The sequence below is a fragment of the Cellulosimicrobium sp. Marseille-Q4280 genome (assembly GCF_943181405.1).
Lineage (GTDB): Bacteria > Actinomycetota > Actinomycetes > Actinomycetales > Cellulomonadaceae > Cellulosimicrobium.
In genome coordinates this window covers 480,200-497,261 of record NZ_CALPBY010000003.1, presented here as the reverse complement: position 1 = coordinate 497,261, position 17,062 = coordinate 480,200, and the positions used below count along the sequence as shown (strand labels likewise).

Annotated in this window: 7 protein-coding genes and 1 pseudogene; 3 read left to right on the top strand and 5 right to left on the bottom strand. The window is 68.8% G+C overall.

The window, feature by feature from the left end:
* Positions 1-185 precede the first annotated feature (185 nt).
* From NFS20_RS10475 to NFS20_RS10465, 3 genes are read left to right on the top strand one after another with little or no spacing between them, the layout of a single operon-like run.
* Positions 186-3,041 carry a LamG-like jellyroll fold domain-containing protein gene (locus tag NFS20_RS10475; protein ID WP_251151705.1) on the top strand — a complete coding sequence of 952 codons (2,856 nt, stop codon included), beginning with the start codon at positions 186-188 and terminating at the stop codon, positions 3,039-3,041.
* Positions 3,038-9,394 (top strand): RHS repeat domain-containing protein, encoded by a 6,357-nt coding sequence (locus tag NFS20_RS10470; protein WP_251151704.1) that lies wholly within the window; start codon positions 3,038-3,040, stop codon positions 9,392-9,394. Before NFS20_RS10475 ends, NFS20_RS10470 begins: the two co-directional genes overlap by 4 nt.
* Positions 9,391-9,714: a hypothetical protein gene (locus NFS20_RS10465; RefSeq protein WP_251151703.1), complete on the top strand. Its 324-nt coding sequence runs from the start codon at positions 9,391-9,393 to the stop codon at positions 9,712-9,714. The genes NFS20_RS10470 and NFS20_RS10465 overlap by 4 nt, the downstream gene beginning before the upstream one ends.
* Before the next feature lie 189 nt (positions 9,715-9,903).
* Here NFS20_RS10465 and NFS20_RS10460 read toward each other — a convergent pair whose 3' ends face one another.
* The 5 genes and pseudogenes from NFS20_RS10460 to NFS20_RS10445 all read right to left on the bottom strand — a co-directional run bounded on the left by NFS20_RS10460 (position 9,904) and on the right by NFS20_RS10445 (position 16,999).
* Positions 9,904-10,971 (bottom strand): hypothetical protein, encoded by a 1,068-nt coding sequence (locus NFS20_RS10460; protein ID WP_251151702.1) that lies wholly within the window; start codon positions 10,969-10,971, stop codon positions 9,904-9,906.
* Positions 10,972-10,984: 13 nt separating this feature from the next.
* A complete protein-coding gene (locus NFS20_RS10455; protein ID WP_502800805.1) occupies positions 10,985-12,169 on the bottom strand; it encodes a hypothetical protein in 1,185 nt (394 codons plus the stop codon).
* A gap of 74 nt (positions 12,170-12,243) precedes the next feature.
* Positions 12,244-12,576: pseudogene (locus tag NFS20_RS22370) on the bottom strand (relaxase/mobilization nuclease domain-containing protein); the annotation flags it as partial.
* A gap of 113 nt (positions 12,577-12,689) precedes the next feature.
* Positions 12,690-13,004, bottom strand: a complete 315-nt coding sequence (locus tag NFS20_RS10450) for a MobC family plasmid mobilization relaxosome protein (RefSeq protein WP_251151701.1) — start codon at positions 13,002-13,004, stop codon at positions 12,690-12,692.
* A gap of 95 nt (positions 13,005-13,099) precedes the next feature.
* A complete protein-coding gene (locus NFS20_RS10445; RefSeq protein ID WP_251151700.1) occupies positions 13,100-16,999 on the bottom strand; it encodes a PQQ-dependent sugar dehydrogenase in 3,900 nt (1,299 codons plus the stop codon).
* Positions 17,000-17,062 lie beyond the last annotated feature (63 nt).

Genomic DNA, 17,062 nt, shown 5'->3' with positions numbered 1-17,062 from the left:
ATCGTTACCTTTCATCCACCACCGCTGGCTGCAGGTTCGCTGAATGCAGCGCTGGGGTCGAGCCCAAAGGGGGCGTTCGGCTTCGGATGTCGCACGACGCTGTAGTCGAGCGCCCTGGCTTGTAGGAGCGGTGGCCTGTGGCTGCTCGTCGTTTGCCTGCCCACATTGTTCGGCGCGTCGGAGCGGTGACATCCGTCGCCCTGATCGCGTCGACGACACTAGGCGGCATTGTCGCTGCCGCGGAAGAGCCCGTCGAAGTCCCGGCCTCGCTCTCGTGCGTTGGCGAAGCAGCGAGCGCGCAGGACGCGGCAACCATGGCGGTCTCCTGCGACCAGGATGTCGAGGTGGTCGCGGAGCGTACGGAGTGGGACACGGTGTACGCGACCCCTGCGGGGTTGACACGGGTGGATACTTCGGCGACCGCGGTGCGCACTGCTGTGAACGGGCTCTGGGAGCCGATCGACACGTCAGTGGTCGAGACCGATGGTGGGCTGTCGGTGGCCGCGCCAGCGATGAAAATGACGTTCGCCGGAGGGCCTGGTGATCAGCCGTTGGCACGGATCGTCAGGGACGGTCACGAGCTGACCTTCGACGTACCGTTCGAGCTCACCGAGCCTGTGGTCGAGGGCTCGCGCGTGACCTACCCACAGATCCTCGAGGGTGTGGACCTCGTGCTGTCAGTGCACGAGGACGGGACCGGGTTCTCCGAGGTCCTGCGAGTTGAGTCGCCGGAGGCTGCGGCGAATCCTGTGCTCGCCGAGCTGTCGTTTCCCGTGACGACCTCGGACGACCTGTCGGTGGTGGCTGACAAGGGTGGCTTTGGGGCCGTGGACGAGGCAGGGGAGCGGGTGTTCACGTCGCCGACCCCGCTGATGTGGGACTCGTCGGCACCAACGCTGGACGACCCTGTCCCCGCGCGTTCGTCTCGATCGGTCGCCTCTGGGCCGTCGGTGCCAGAGCACAAACTCGTCTCCGGTGGGGCTACGTCAGAGGACCGGGTGCAGGGCCCGCTCGGTGCGGATGCTGTCTCGATGATGCCTGCCACGGTCGACGAGGGATCGGTGACGATCGAGCCCGACCTTGCGATGTTGGAGAATCCCGAGACGCAGTGGCCGGTGTTCATTGATCCGAGCGTGAGCGGGAGCCGCAACGCGTGGACGCTCATCCGTTCCGCGGTCCCCGACACGGTCGCTGGATTCAACTTCGATGGCGACGCCGGCCTGGGCCTGTGCGACCCGGGAGCCACCTCCGCGTGCACCCGCTCGAACGACAAGCATCGCCTGATCTGGCACTTCACCGGGCTCAACGCGGTCGGATCGATGACGGGCGCAGACGTCGTCTCAGCAACCTTCGCTGCGGTCGGGACACACTCCTGGTCATGCACAGCGAGCGGCGTCGAGGCCTGGGCCGTCGCCGGAATCGGCGGTTGGACCACGTGGAACTCCAACGCCGGTTCATGGACCCTGCACCAGCAGTCGGTGTCAGTCGCGCACAAGGCCTCGTGTGGGAACGTGCGGTGGATCGAGTTCAACGTGACCGGCGGTGCGAAGCACATCGCAGACCACAACTCCTCGACGCTCACGATCGGGTTGAAGGCCTCGGACGAGGGCTCGATGGCGGGCGGATGGAAGAGGTATCGCAATGACGCGACCTTGTCGGTGACGTACAACCGGGCTCCGGCGGAACCGACGGGTCTGCGCACCGACCCCGCCACGACGTGTACCCAGGCGGCATATATTCGTGATGCGACGCCGACGTTGTACGCGACGTTCGCGGACCCCGATGGCGGCAACGTCTCGGCGAGCTTCGATGTCCACACCGCTGGTGCCCGCGTGTGGAACACCCCCTTCGACTCAGCGAGCATGTCGGGGTCGGAGCACTGGGCAACTACGCCGGCTCTGACCGACGGCAAGACCTACACGTGGTACACCCGCGGCAAGGATCCGCAGGGCAGACTCGGACCGGTCGCCGAAGCCTGCAGCTTCACGGTGGACATCACTCGCCCGAACAAGTTGCCGGGGGTCGCACCGGTCGCGGGGCATGATGGGGTTTACCCCGAGGACGCGGTTTCTGGTGGGGTGGGCAAGAACGGGGAGTTCCAGTTCTCCAACGGTGGCGTGAGCGACGTCGTGTCGTACAACTACTCGTTCAATGGTGACGGGCTTGGGTCGTCGAAGACGGTGGCCGCGGGTGGAAGGGTGCCGTTCACGGCGTCTGCGCCAGGTTCGCAGCGGTTGTACGTGCAGTCGGTGGATCGTGCGGGCAACACCTCGGACGTGCGGCTGTACCGGTTCAGCGTGGACTTCCCTGAGCTGGACGGGTTCTGGCGGATGGACGAGGGCGCCGGGACCTCGGCGGGAAGCGCGGCCGGGACCGCCGGTTCGCTTGCAGTGTCGGGCTCCGCGCAGTGGGTGGACGGTCCGTTGGCGGAGTTCGGTTCGGACCCCTCGGACCGCGCCCTGAGGTTTGACTCGAGTGCTGACGCTGCGCAGAGCGCCGGTCCGGTGTTGGACACCGCCGGGAGCTACACGGTCTCCGCCATGGTCAAGCTCGAGCGGGCGGACGAGCGGGTCGCAGCGGTTTCTCAGGACGGTCAGTTCGTCTCTGGGTTCAAGCTCGGTCATCGCGTCGACCCGGCGTGCCCGACGGGAACAGGCACGTGCTGGGCTCTCTGGGCGCCTCCCGTCGACACGGCGTCGCCGACCGCGACGTCGTCGCTGAGCCCGGTGCCGGTGAAGGTGAACGAGTGGGTGCACCTGACCGGGGTGCGTGACGCGAACGCAGGAACGTTGACGTTGTGGGTGTGCGAGTGGGGAAGCCCGGACAACCCGGGCTTGGCGGAGCCGGTTCGGGCGGCGCAGGTGCCGTTTGCTGCTGCCGGCGGCTGGTCTGCGGGGGGCCCACTGCAGGTGGGACGGGCGCAGACCAATGGAGCGCCTGCCGATCACTGGCCCGGGGCGATCGACGACGTGCGCGTCTACAACGGTGTCGCACTCGGAACAAACGAGATCCGAGACCTGTGCCTGAAGCAGGCCGCATGAACACCTACCCCACATCCCCACGATTCTCGCGACACTTGATGAAGGGCACATCGATGATGAGCGGTGGTCGTTCGGTCCGGTTCGGCATCTCCGGTGTGGTCGCGACGTCGTTGATTGCGACGCTGCTGGTCGCTCCGCCTGCGGCCGGTAGTGACGAGATATCTCTTGCAGAGCGCGCGGGGTGGACGGCGGAGGAACGTGCCGCGCACGGACAGTCCCTATGGCCCGAACGCGAGCCCGAGGACGTCATCGGTTCGACGCCTGCGCGGCCGGACGACCGGATCGCGCCGCCAGCTCCTGCCGCCTCTACCGACACGGACGCCACGCAGTGGCCCGCCGCGGAGGAAACGCTCCTGGAGGTCGATGCCACCGGCGAGGGCAGCGAAACGGTCGCCGGCTCGCTGCCGGTGACCCTGACACCGGTCCAGAGCGACCTCGACGTGGTGGCTCGGACCGCCGACGAATCCGACAGGTCCACATTCTCGGTAGAGGTGGGTGACGCGGGAGCCGCGCACGACGCGGGCGTGGACGGAGTCCTGCTGAGCGTGGAGCCGCACGACGGTGCCGAGCTGGGGATCGCGCCGGTCGAGATCACGGTGGACTATTCAGGGTTCGCGGACGCGCGGGGAGGGGACTGGGCGTCGCGTTTGCGCCTGGTCGCGCTCCCCGGGTGTGACGTGCAGGACCCGAGCGTGGGCTGCGCGGACCAGGCGCTCGAGCTCGACTCGGCGAACGATGCGCAGTCCTCGACGGTGCGCGCGGTGGTGGGCCCGGAGCAGCTCGGAACGTTGGCCCTGACGGCGCAGGCGGCGGGTTCGGCCGGTGACTGGTCCGCGACGTCGCTCGCGGCGTCGGCGGCATGGCAGGTGTCGGAGCAGACCGGTGACTTCGCCTGGTCCTACCCGATGCGGGTACCGCCTGCAGCGGGCGGGTTGGAGCCTGAGGTGGGGCTGAACTACTCCTCCGGTTCAGTCGACGGGCGTGTCGCCTCGACGAACAACCAGTCCTCTTGGGTGGGCGACGGGTGGGACCTGTCCTCGGGATACGTGGAGCGCAAGTACGTCGCGTGCGCCGATGACACCGAAGGGTCAGCGAACAACGCGACCCGCAAGACCGGTGACCTGTGCTGGAAGTCGGACAACGCGACTCTGGTGTTCAACGGGTCCGCGACCGAGCTCGTCAAAGACGCGACCACAGGCGCCTGGACGCCGAAGGCTGACGACGGCACCAAGGTCGAGAAGCTCACCGGTGCGTGGAACACGGGCCAGTCGGGGGAGCACTGGAAGGTCACCACGACCGATGGAACCCAGTACTTCTTCGGCCGGGACAAGCGCTCGGCAACAGACACGCTCGCGTTGAACTCGGCCTGGACGGTGCCCGTGTTCGGCAACCACCCGGGCGAGCCCTGCTACAACGCGGCGTTCGCGAGCGCGTCGTGCAACCAGGTCTGGCGGTGGAACCTCGACTACGTCATCGACCCGTCCGGCAACTCGCTGACCTACGTGTATGCGAAGGAGACCAACAACTACGGGCGCAACCTCGGCACCGCCGTGTCGTCCTATGTGCGCGGGGGGCACCTCGCGCGGATCGACTACGGTCAGCGTGCCGGCGCAGAGGCAGCCAACGCGCCCGCACGGGTGGAGTTCACCGTCGCCGAGCGGTGCCTGCCGTCCGGGGCAATCACATGCGCCCCCGCTCAGCTGACGTCGGCGAACGCTGCAAAGTGGCCCGACGTGCCGTTCGACTTGATCTGCGCCTCGTCGACGTCGTGCCCGAACCAGTTCTCCCCGGCGTTTTTCACCCGCAAGCGCCTCACCACGGTCACGACGAAGGTCCTGAGCGGCGCCGCGTACCGCAACGTGGACTCCTGGACCCTGGACCAGCAGTTCCCCGACCCCGGCGACGGGACCGATCCCGTGCTGTGGCTCGCATCGATCGAGCACAAGGGCCTGGCCGCCTCGACCGCGATCACTCTGCCCAAGACCACGTTCATCGGTACCCAGATGGCCAACCGAGTGGACACAATCGGTGACCTGGGGCCGGCGATGAACCGGTACCGCATCACCGGCATCAACACCGAGTCCGGTGGCAGCACCTCGGTCAACTACACACCCGTCGACTGCAGCACCTCGAGTCTTCCGGGCGCCCCGGAGTCGAACACGCGGCGCTGCTTCCCGGTGTACTGGGACCCAGAAGGGTCGATCGGGCTCACCCAGGAGTACTTCCACAAGTACCTGGTGGCTAAGGTCGTCGACTCCGGTCGCGACAGCAAGTCCAAGCCGGTAGCGACGAACTACTTCTACGCGGGTGACGCTGCATGGCACTACGACGACAACGAGCTCGTCGCGCCCAAGTACCGCACCTGGGGGCAGTTCCGTGGTTACGCCACCGTCGACGTGATCACAGGTCAGAGCGGTCAACCCGACCAGCCGCAGCTCAAGACCCGGTACCGGTTCTTCCGCGGCATGCACGGCGACCGCGCCACCCCGGCCGGTGGCACCAAGACCGTCAGCGTGGACGGGATCAGCGACCACGACTACTTCAACGGGTTCACCCGCGAGGAGATCACCTACAACGGTGCTGCCGAGGTCGCGGGCACACTGACCACCCCGTGGGCATCGAGCCCGACCGCTACCGCAGCGAACGGGACCACGGCCCGTCACACCGGCGTCGGCGCCACCGAATCCCGCACCACCGCTCCAGCACTGCCGGGCGGCAAGCGCACTACCCGCACCATTACCACGTACAGCGACTACGGGATGCCGACCCAAGTCGAGGACCTTGGTGACGTGGCCACTGCCGCCGACGACCGGTGCACCCGCATCCAGTACGCGCGCAACACCACCAAGCACATCCTGGGCACCGTGTCACGCACGGAGACCGTCTCGAAGGCCTGCGCCACCACGCCTTCACGGCCAGCCGACGTGATCAGCGACGAGCGGCTGGCCTATGACGGCGCAGCAGTTGGTGGGGCACCGACCCGGGGCCTGGTCACCCAGACCCAGGAGCTGAAGTCCTATTCCGGACCGACGGCGCAGTACGTGACCACCGCCACCAACACCTACGACGCGCTCGGTCGCATCACCACCGTCACGGACGTGCTCGGGCGGACGACCAGCACTGCCTACACCCCGGCGGGAGCCGGGCCGGTCACCAAGACGGTGCTCACCGGGCCAGACCCCGACGGGACGGGCCCGCTGACCGCGCACGTCACCACCACCGACCTCGACCCCGCCTGGCAAGCTCCGACCAAGACCACGGATCCGAACGGGAAGGTCACCAGCGGCTCCTATGACGCCCTCGGGCGCATGACAGCCGTGTGGAAGCCGGGACGGGTGCAAGGCACCGACACCGCCCATACCACGTACGCATACACCATCTCCGAGACCGGGCAGAACGCCGTCACCACCAAGAGCCTCATCCACGACGGCACCTACAAGACCACGACGACCCTGTACGACGGGCTGTTGCGTCAACGCCAAACCCAGGCACCCACCGGCGACCGCAACACCGCCGGGCGGATCGTGACCGACCAGATCTACGACTCACGCGGGCTGCTCACTGAAACCAACCAGCCCTGGTACACCACCGGCAATCCCGCCACCACACCTGTCGTGCCGACCACAGCCGTCCCCGCGAGCACTCTGACGTCCTACGACGGGGCTGGACGCGCGGTCGCAGAGATACTCCTGGTCGCAGACACCGAGCGTTGGCGAACCACCACCACCTACGGCGGCGACCGGGTCAGCGTCGATCCGCCCACCGGTGGCACCCCGACCACGACCATCACCGACGCGCGCGGGCAGACCACCCAGCTGCGGCAATACACCGGTCCCGCACCCACCGGCGCCCACCAGACCAGCACCTACATCTGGGACAAGGCCGGACGTCTCGCGTCCATGACCGATCCTGCCGGGAACCAGTGGTCCTACACCTACGACCAGCGCGGCCGTCAGATCGCAGCCACGGACCCCGACAAGGGTGCCAGCACCTCGAGCTACGACGACGCCGGCCAGCTCCTCACGACTACAGACGCGCGCGGCCTCACCCTTGCCACTGTCTATGACGGGCTCGGCCGCAAGATCCAGCTCCGAGAGAACAGCCCGACGGGAACACTGCGTGCCTCGTGGAACTACGACACGCTCGCAAAGGGCCAGCTCACGTCGTCAACCCGCCACGACGCTGGCGCCGCCTACGTCACCGCCATCACCGGATACGACGACGGCTACCGGCCCCTAGGGACGGCTGTGACGCTGCCCTCAGCGGCTGGCACTCTTGCGGGCACATACACCACGGGCTACACATACACCCTCGACGGACAGCTCCGGCAGACGAAGTATCCCGCAGGTGGCGGCATGGGGGCCGAGACCGTCACCACCTTCTACGACAACCGTTCCATCCCCGAGTGGATGAACGGGGGACCCACCTGGGGCTCCTACGTCTCCGGTACCGAGTACTCCGTGTACGGCCAACCCCTCGTTCTCGATCTGGGCTCGGGTTACTCCCAGATGCTCAACCACTCCTACGAGCACGGCACCCGCCGCCCCGACAAGACCTGGCTGCAGCGTGAAGGACAAACCTCCTACGACCTCGACGTCCAATACACCTACGACGACGCCGGGAACATCACCTCCATCGCAGATACCCCCGGCACTCGCGACGCCGACATCCAGTGCTTCACCTACGACGGTCTACGCCGTCTGACCGAAGCCTGGACCCCAGCGAGCACCGACTGCGCCACCACAGGGCGCACCACCACAGGGCTCGACGGCGCCGCCCCGTATTGGACCAGCTACACCTTCGACACCGTCGGCAACCGCACCAGCACCACCCAGCACGCCACCAGCGGGAACACGACTAGCACGTACACCTACCCCGGTGCAGGAACAGCACGCCCCCACGCTGTCACCCAGATCGTCTCCACCGGCGCCACCGCCGGCACTAACACCTACACCTACGACGCCGCAGGGAACACCACCGAACGCAATATCACCGGTGGGCCCACACAGATTCTGACGTGGGACGCCGAAGGCAAGCTCGACGCCCTCTCCGAGGCCGACACCCTCACCGGCGACTACGTTTACAGCGCCGACGGCGACCGGCTGCTCCGTAAAGAAGGCAGCACCACCACCGCCTACCTCCCGGGCTTCGAGCTCACCACCAACGGCACAATCACCACCGCGACCCGGTACTACGCCTTCGGTGGCAAGACCATCGCCACCCGCACTAACACCGGCGCCTCCGGAGTCAACACCCTGATTAGCGACCACCACGGCACAGCCGAAATCGCCATCAACAACGGCGCCAACCAAGCGATCCGCCGCTATCACGACCCCTACGGCACCCCCCGCGGAACAGGCGCCCCCTGGATCGATGACAAGGGCTTCCTTGGTAAACCCACCGACACGACCGGGCTTACCCATATCGGGGCCCGCTACTACGATCCCCAGATCGGCCGATTTATCACCGTCGACCCCATCATGGACCTTGCCGATCCCCAACAGTGGGACGGGTACAGCTATGCAAAGAACACCCCCGTCACGTTGTCGGATCCCACAGGGCTGATCCCCTACATGCGCGACGGAAGACCCGGCAAGAGCGCGCCCCCAGTTCGGCCACCTGCGCGCAGCGCCTCCACTAGTGGGTATGCGGGCGGATTCGGAGCGTCCAGTTCGAGCGCTGGAAGCCAGCGAGGCTACGGTGGCGCGTCGAGCAGCTCGACCGTACGAAACCCGAAAACGAACGCAGGGGGATACCCCGCTTGCTCGCAGTGCGGCCCGCCGCCGACCGCGTATCAGAGGACCGTCTCGATGGTGTCAAGCGCTGTCCTGATCGCCGCAATGGCCGCTATTGTCAGCTACGCCCTCCTGCCAACTTTTGGCGCGGGTGCAACTGGCGCTAGTGCCGGTGGCGCGGCCGCCGGTGCTGGGCGCGCGGGACTTGGTGCTGGTGTAGTTTCAGGTGCGGGGACAGCTGCGGGAGTTAGATCGCAGGCGTCGAGTGGCACGGCCACACCGCAAGCGTCAAGTTTTATCGGTATTGATCGCGCCATGATCAATGCAAGGATCAGCTTCCAGCGTCAGGGCCGACACGTTATAGACGCCCCACAGTACGAGGGAGCCAGCTATTTTCGCACACATCGCGACGCACAAAGGGTACTTGATGACTTCCATAGTGGCTCTGCGGAGGTGCTCGGCATGAAGGGGAAAGATATCGTTATCCGCGACCCAAACGTCATAGGCTTTAACCATAACCCTGGAGCAGGTTTTCCCCATCAACCAACCAACGTGTTCTTCATCAAAGGCAGTGCAAAACCTAGCATCGTTCCATATAACCCGAGTTGGACCCCGTGAACTGGCCTAGCCCGACCGACCCTAAGAAGGCCCCGGTCTGGGACAACTACATTGTTGCGCAACTAGCACAGGCCTGCCTAGGGTTGCTGCCCGAGCATGCAGTGGCCGTTGGCGTGGTGGTGCATGGGCCCGGAGTAATGGTCATTTTCCAGATGACGGAAATCGAGGCGAATGACCAGGAGGACATCCAAGACATCATCGAAGCGCTTGAAACGCTTGTCGGTCCTGACGTCAAGATCACAACTAAGTGTGAGGTGCTGGCCCTGCCGGACCTCTCGCGATATCGCGATGCGCGATGGACCTACAAGCGCCGAGGGTAAATCTATCGGGACCCTACGCGCGCTCGATGAAGCAAATACCCTGCATCACACCGACGGTGCGACAAAGACATACTGCTAGCAGTCCTTACCCGCGAAGAATGTTGAGCGTCCAGCAAAGCCATCAGAGACTACAAGGGAGGGAAGGACTAGCATCGTGGTGTCGGCCCTGGCTGGCCGCATGTAGCCAAGTCATCGATCGAAGCCCGTCCGTTGTACTTCGGCTGGGCGACCGCGGCTTTTGCGGACCTTAGTGGTCCGGCCAACGCCCTTCGCGGCGACAGCCTCCGTGGGGGGCCGGGCCTGGCTGACGTCGGCGCGCATCCGGGTGTCGACGACGTCGCGGTCGATGCCCTTGGCGCGTAGCTCGCTGGCGGTGGCGTCGCGGCGTTCGGCGCTGTCGTAGGTGGCACGACCGTCCTCGCGGGCCTGGACTCCGAGGGCGTCACGCTGGGCTGCCACGGCGGCCGCCCGCGCGCGCTCGTCGGGGTCCGGTTCGTGCTCGGCCGCGCTGCGCGCCTCGTCCGCCAACCTGTCCTCGCGGTCAGCCTGCTGCATGAGTCGCTGCGCCTCGGCGTACTCCGCGGCGGCGCGGTGACGCTCCTTCTCGGCGGCCGCGACGGCCACGAGCTCGGCCTGGCTCATCAGGTGCGGGAACTTCGACGCGATCGCGAGGTCGACGTCGACGTCCTTGCCCTTCCAGGCCTGCACGTCGCGCAGCCCGCCGCGCCCGATCGGTCCCAGCTCGGCGTCCGCCGGCAGGCGGTCGATCATCGCGAGTGCGTCGTCCTTCGTGAGCGTCCGGACCGGCTGTGAGCCGTCGAGCTCGTCGCGGGCCTCGAACCGTGGGCCAGGAGTGCGCGCGTCACGCTCGTCCTGCGCGCGGGCGGCGAGCCCGTCGGGGTCCAGTCCGTACCGGGTGCGCATCTCGGTGCGCATGTGCTCCTCGGCGCGCACCGCGTCGGGGTCCTCACGTGTCCACGTGCGAGCGACCTGGTACGTCTGGGCGACCTGCTCCGCAGGCGCCCGGTCCCACCAGTCCGAGCGGTACACGTTGCCGAGCTCGACGCGGGCGGCGCGCCGATCGGCCTCGAACCGGGATTGCATCTCGCGGGCCTGCTGCTCGCTGCGTGCCTGCGCGCGTCGCAGCGCCTGCTCGCGCATCCGTGCGAGACGTTCGCCGACCTGCCCGGCGGCGGTGACCATCACGCGTAGCTGGCCCTCGAACGCTTCCTCGATGCCGTCGCTCTCCTCAGCCATGACCTGCCCCCTCCTATCGCTCCGGGCCGCGCTGCGCGCCCGGCTGGACCGTGTGCCGCCTGCGTGCCGCCTCGAGGTCTGCCGGCAGCGGTGACGCCGTCGTGCTCGCGTCCGTGTGTCCGGCGCCCAGCCGGTCGAGCACGGCCTGCGCCTGCGGGTCGAGCACCGTCGTCGTCGGCGCCGGCGCGGTGACCGTCGCCGTGCTGCCGCCGCTCGGCGCCAGGCTCGGCAGGGCCTCGCGCACGCGCACGAGCCGTGCCCGGGTGTCCTCGGCGAGCAGGCGCGCATGACGCTCCTGCTTCGCCGCGATCGCCGCGCCGTGTACGGCCTGGGTGAGCCGGAGCAGCTGACGGATCATCGCGGCCTGCGCGACGGTCCCGCGCCCGCCGCGGGCCGCGCTCGCCAGGAGCATCGCCGCCCCCGAGATGGCGATCGTCCCGGCCTTGTCCGGGCGCACGGTGCGTCGGTGCGTCTGGGCCGATCGGGAGAGCGCGTCGGCGGCCGCGGCGAGGTCGCCGGGAGTCTCCTCGGTCGCATTCGACCATGCGGCGAACGCGCCCGCGGTCTGCCGTGCGACGGTCGCCCACGTGTCCCGGTCCTCGACCGGGACCGACCGCAACCGGTCCACCAGTGCGCGCAGCTCGTCGTGCTGCGTGGCCCACATCTCGGGGTCCGGCTCGGTCGTCTCGCGTCCCGCGGACACGACGCGCCTGCCGCGCTTGGCGGCGTTCCACTCGGCCGCCGCGTCGCTGGCGCCGGTGGGCGTGTCGGGCCACCCGTCGCGCAGGCGGGGCAGGGACAGGTCGCGGGCGAGGTGGCCGCCGCCGTACCAGATCGGTCGCTCGCCGGCCTGTGGCCGCTCGGCCACCGAGTAGCCCGTGACGACGTCCGTGCGCCCGTCCGCGAACCGGGCACGGACCAGCAGTCCGGCCCGGCGCATGCGCCGCACGAACTCGGCCTCGTCCTCGCTCGCGCTCGCGCACCCGCGCACCTTGAGCGCGAGCAGGTACCGGGGCTGGTCGGTGCGCAGCTCGGCCGCGACGCGCGCCTGTCGGTCCGACCCCGGCAGCGCCGCCCAGGCCGGTACGCGCCCGCCCTCAAGGCGACTCGCGCGCTCGTACTTAGCCTGCGCCCGTGCACGCGCCTGAACCTCGCGCTCGGCGGGGTCGTAGCCACGCGTCGAGCGCTCCGCCCGCACCGCTCCAGCTGCTCCAGGCCGTGCTTCACCTCGAGCGCGCGCACCGCGGTCTGGGCGCGCCGGAAGTCGTTGTGCACCGACGCCTTCGTGCCGTCCTCGCGCACCAGGTTCACGGCAAGGTGGATGTGGTCGTTGCCGTTCGTCGAGACACCGTGACGCACCGCGACCCACCGGCACGGCGCCTTCGTGCCCTCGTTGTCGTCGAACCCCATCGCGCGCACGAAATCGTTCGCGATCGCGTTCCACTGCTCGTCGGTCAGCGTGCCCTCATCGGCACGCAGCGACAGAGAGCAGTGCCACACGTGACCGCCGCTCACCTGCACGTAGGCCGTCCGCGGCTGGTCCAGATGGTGCGCGATCCGCAGAGCCGCGCCGCGCCCGAGCTCGTCGTCGTTATGCCACGCCATCAGCGCCGCGTCGCCCGCGACCAGGTGCGGCTCGGTGTGCTCGTTGGAGCGGCCCGGTCCGACAAGGTAGCTCATCAGTCCGGCCATGCGATCGCCCCGGACGACGTTGGGCATCACGGCCGACTCAGCCCGTCGATCGTCGCGTCGATCCGCTCGGCGAGACGGCGCACCGCCCGCAGCGTCTCGACCATCTCGTCCTGCACCTCGCCGGTCGCGTTGGTCGCCTTCGCCATCTGATTGACGTTGTTCGACACCGCGGCCAACAGGCGGTGCAGACCGAAGAGCTGAGCCATCGCGTTGCGCCGCTCGGTCGGGGTCTCCGACGTGCCAGACGCCAGCGCCGATTCCACGAGAAGACGCGGCACGGTCACGCGCCGCTCGTGCGCCAGCCGAAGCAGCATGCCCTCGTCCTCGGGCGTGACCTTCACCTCGTCGCGGTGCTGTCGGTCGGCCGGTGCGGTCCGAAGACAGAGGGGTGTGCGCGAGCGCACGCGCACACCCCCCACACGTCAGGCCACGGCGATCACCCGCAGGTGTGCGCGCCGTGCTCCACGACCACCTCCGACGACACCTCCTCGCCGTCGACGGTCGCCTCGGCCGAGACCGTGACGGACCCGGCCGCGAGGGACTGCGCGCGCACCGCGAAGGCCTGGTACGCCGATGCACCCGGTGCGACGTCCGCGACCGTCCGGCTGCCGAACGCCGTCGAGAGCGTCACGTCCGCCGGCACGTCGCTCGCGTTCGTCGCGGCGACCGCGAGGTACACCCGTCCGGCGAGGCAGCGCGGCGAGACCTCGATGTCCAGCTCGACCTCGGCCGGGTCCTCCGCCGCGGTGACCGTGAGGTCGCGCAGCCGGCCGGTATTGTCGAACGAGCCGAACCCGACCCGGCCCTCGGTGAACGTCGTGTCGTTCGCGGTGAGGAGCGGCGTGTCGAGCCCGTCGACGTAGACGGCGATGTCTCCGCTGTCCGCGCAGCGCACGACGCGCACGTCGTGCCACTCCTCGTCGGTGACCGCCGGCGGCGCGCCGACCGCCCCGTCCCACTGGTCGTCGATCCGCTCCCGGTCCTTGCCGTCGACCTTGAAGATGCCGTTGTGGGCGTAGATCGTGTTGTCCTGCGAGAGGTGGGCGTAGTAGTACTCGGTGTCCGACTGCCACCCGAACACGACGATGACGTCCCGGTTGTTGACCGACGCCGGCGCGTCGAGCCGGACCTCGGCGTCGAGCGCGAACGAGCCCAGCTCGGGCCCCTCGGTGAGCACCGCGTACTCGAACGGCCGGCGGATGCCGTCGTTCGGGTTGTCCCCGACCTCGGCGAGCACGATCTCCTCGCCCGGGAACTGCCACTTGGCCGGCGTCCGGGGAGCCCAGCTCTCGGCCCCCATGACGTCGGTGACCTGCTCGCCCGCCGGCGCGCACGACGGCGGTGCGGGCGGTTCCACGGGCACGGCGCCGAACAGCGCGTACTGCGCGGCGACCTGCTCGGGCGTCGGGACGGTGTCGAGGAACATGAGGTCGTCCATCCGCCCGTGGAACGGGTTGGCCTCCCGCGTGTCCTGCGGGAAGCTGCCCCCGATCTTGAGGCCCGCCGGGTCGGTCGGGGACGTGGCCCCCGCCCCCCAGGGGTTGGCGGCCGTGTAGCGGCCGGCGAGCTCCTCGCCGTTCATGTACAGCTTCATCTCGCCGCCCGCGAAGTCGAACGTCGCCGCGAGGTGGACCCAGGTGTTCCGCTCGAGGATCTGGTCCCACGGCAGGTCGGCCGCGAAGGTCCAGGACCCCGCACCGTCGACGCGCCGCCCGAGGGCGACCAGCTTGAGCTCGCCGTCGACGGTGATGACCTCGAGGAGCGCGCGCACCGCGTGGCCGTCGGAGGTCCCCGTCAGCACACCGGCCAGGCCGATGGCGTTGTACCGGTCGTCGGGGTTCGCCGTGCCGGAGTTCAGCGCAGGGTGCTCGCCGGTGGGCTTGAACCAGCCCATGACCGAGATCTCCTCGGTGCCGGCGAAGGCCCCGAGCGAGTCGACGCCCGCGGCGTCGTAGACCCCGGCCTTCCAGTCGTCGTTCGAGGACGTGAGCGGGCTCATCTGCTGGGTCTGCAGCGCCTCGCCCGCGCCCGGGTAGGCGCGGTCCGCGACGCGCATCTCGACGCCGCCGTTGACGAGCTCGATGTCGGTGCCCGACCACCCCTGGTCGGCCTCCCACGTCGGGGCGCCCTCGGCCGGGTGGTCGAAGTCGTAGTGCGCGACGAGGTTCGGCGCGAGCTCCGGCAGCGCGACCGGCGACGACGCGCCGGCGTGCCGGGCACCGGTGACCTTCCAGATCTTCCCGTTCGCCTTGGAGATCAGGTACAGCTCGCCGTCGGCGTCGGACCCGAACCGCAGGTCGACGCGCTGGTCGCCGACGAGCTCCTGGAAGGTCGTCTCCTCGCCGTCCTGGAACACCCGCAGGTGTTCGATCTCCGCGAGGTCCTCGAGGTCGCCGTCGTTGCGCACCATCTCGTCGGCCTCGGTCGCGAGCACCCAGCCGCGGACGAGGTCCGTGAACAGGTACCGGCCCTGCAGCTCGGGGATGTCGCCGCGGTAGACGAAACCGCCGTTGAGCGCGACGCCCGCGTCACCGGTCTGACCGGGGTCGCGGTTGTGGTCGTAGGCCGCGACCGGATAGGTGAAGTCGAACCGCTCGGCGTCGTCCGCCGGCAGCGGGTAGATCTGCCGGTTGTCCGCGACGAAGGACCCTTCGCGCACGGACCAGCCGAAGTTGTCCCCGGGCTCGACCGCGTAGACGGACTCGACCTGCCACTCGCCGATGTGGCCCAGGTACATCGTGTGGTCGCCCTCGGGGTCCCAGCTGATGCGGTGCGGGTCGCGCAGGCCCACGGCGTAGATCTCGGGCAGCGCGCCCGGCTCGTCGAGGAACGGGTTGTCGTCGGGGATGCCGTACCGCCCGTTGGTGCTGTCGTCACCCAGCGGGTCGATGCGGAAGACCTTGCCCTGGGGGGTCGCGAGGTTCTGGGGATTGCCGTTGCCCACGCCGTTGCCGCCGTCGCCGACGAGGACGTAGAGGTTGCCGTAGTCGGCGTCGCCCGGCTCGACGGTCGGGTTGAACGCGATCTGCTGCACGGTGTGCACCCGCCCGGCGAACGGCACGCGCAGGACCTCGCGGCTCGTGCCCTCGAAGACCTCGGCGGACGGGTCCGTCGCGGTCCACTCGGTGACGACGCTGTGGAACGCCGTGTTGCCGTAGCCCGGGAAGTCCGGGGTGTCCTGCGTCAGCGCGGTGCCCGCCTCGGTGTGGACCGTGTAGAACTTCCCGTTCTCGGCGAACTCCGGGTGGAACTCGGCCGAGCCGAGGCCCGTGCCGAGGCCGGCGCTGTTGTGGAAGTTGTCGAGGAACGCCTGCCGGACGTCCAGGTACGGCACGTGCTCGCCCGAGTCCTTGTCGACCGTGTAGAGGACGGCGTTGTTGTCGGGCAGCATCAGCCGCCCGGACCCGTCGGGGATCTCGTCGAGGTGCGTGATGCGGTTGTGCCGCACCAGGCGCTGGTCCTGGGTCGCGGGCGTCGTCGTCGACTCCGGCAGCTGGGCGAGCTCGGTGACCTCGATGCCCAGCGCCGAGGGTGCGGGGTCGGGCAGAGGGTTGAGCAGCGGCTCGCTCGGCGTGGTGCCGCCCGCGGCGCAGTCGGCGGGGTTCCCCGTCGGGATCGCCAGGTTCTCGCCCGCGGTGTCGACGGCGACGTCGTCGAGCATGAGCCGTCCCGCGCTGCTGGCCCCGTTGATCCAGAAGAACCGGTCGAGGGCCCCGGTGACGGCCTGGCGGAACCCGAACTGCTGCTCGGTGCCCTCGGGGAGCCGCGTGATCTCGTCGTACGGCCCGCCCTGGCTGTAGACGGCGACCTTGTCCGTCGCGTTGTCGGCGACGATCCACACGCACTGCCACGTGTCGCGCGACCACACGCCGGCGGGCTTGAAGCCCCCACCGTCGCGGACGAGCATGACGTCGTTGTTCTGGTTGTTGACGTAGGCGCGGCTGTTCACGTAGTCGGACGGCGCGTCGACGTCGGTGATGCCGAACGACGTGTCGACGCTCCCGGTCCGCATGAAGCGGAAGAACACGGTGCCGGTGTCGCCCTCGGCGATCCCCGGGACGGCGCGATGGGCCCGCTGGCCCCCGCCGACCATCTCGAGGACCTGGTTGTTCGCGTTGAGCGGGTCGGCGACGACCTGGGCCGCCGTGGAGGCCGACCACCCGTCCTGGCCCGTCAGCGCCCTGCGCTCGTAGGTCTCGAAGCTGAGGATCTCCGTGAACTCCTCGTCGGCCACCACCGCGGCTGCCGGTGGCACGAGGAGGGTCGCTCCCAGGACCGTCGCGAGGGAGAGCGAGAGGACCGCTCTTCCTCGGCGACTCGACTGCGTAGACGTCATCGTCTGCTCCACTTCGTCGGAGGGTGCGCACCGCCGCGCCACGGTCGTCCGGGTCGCGTGCGC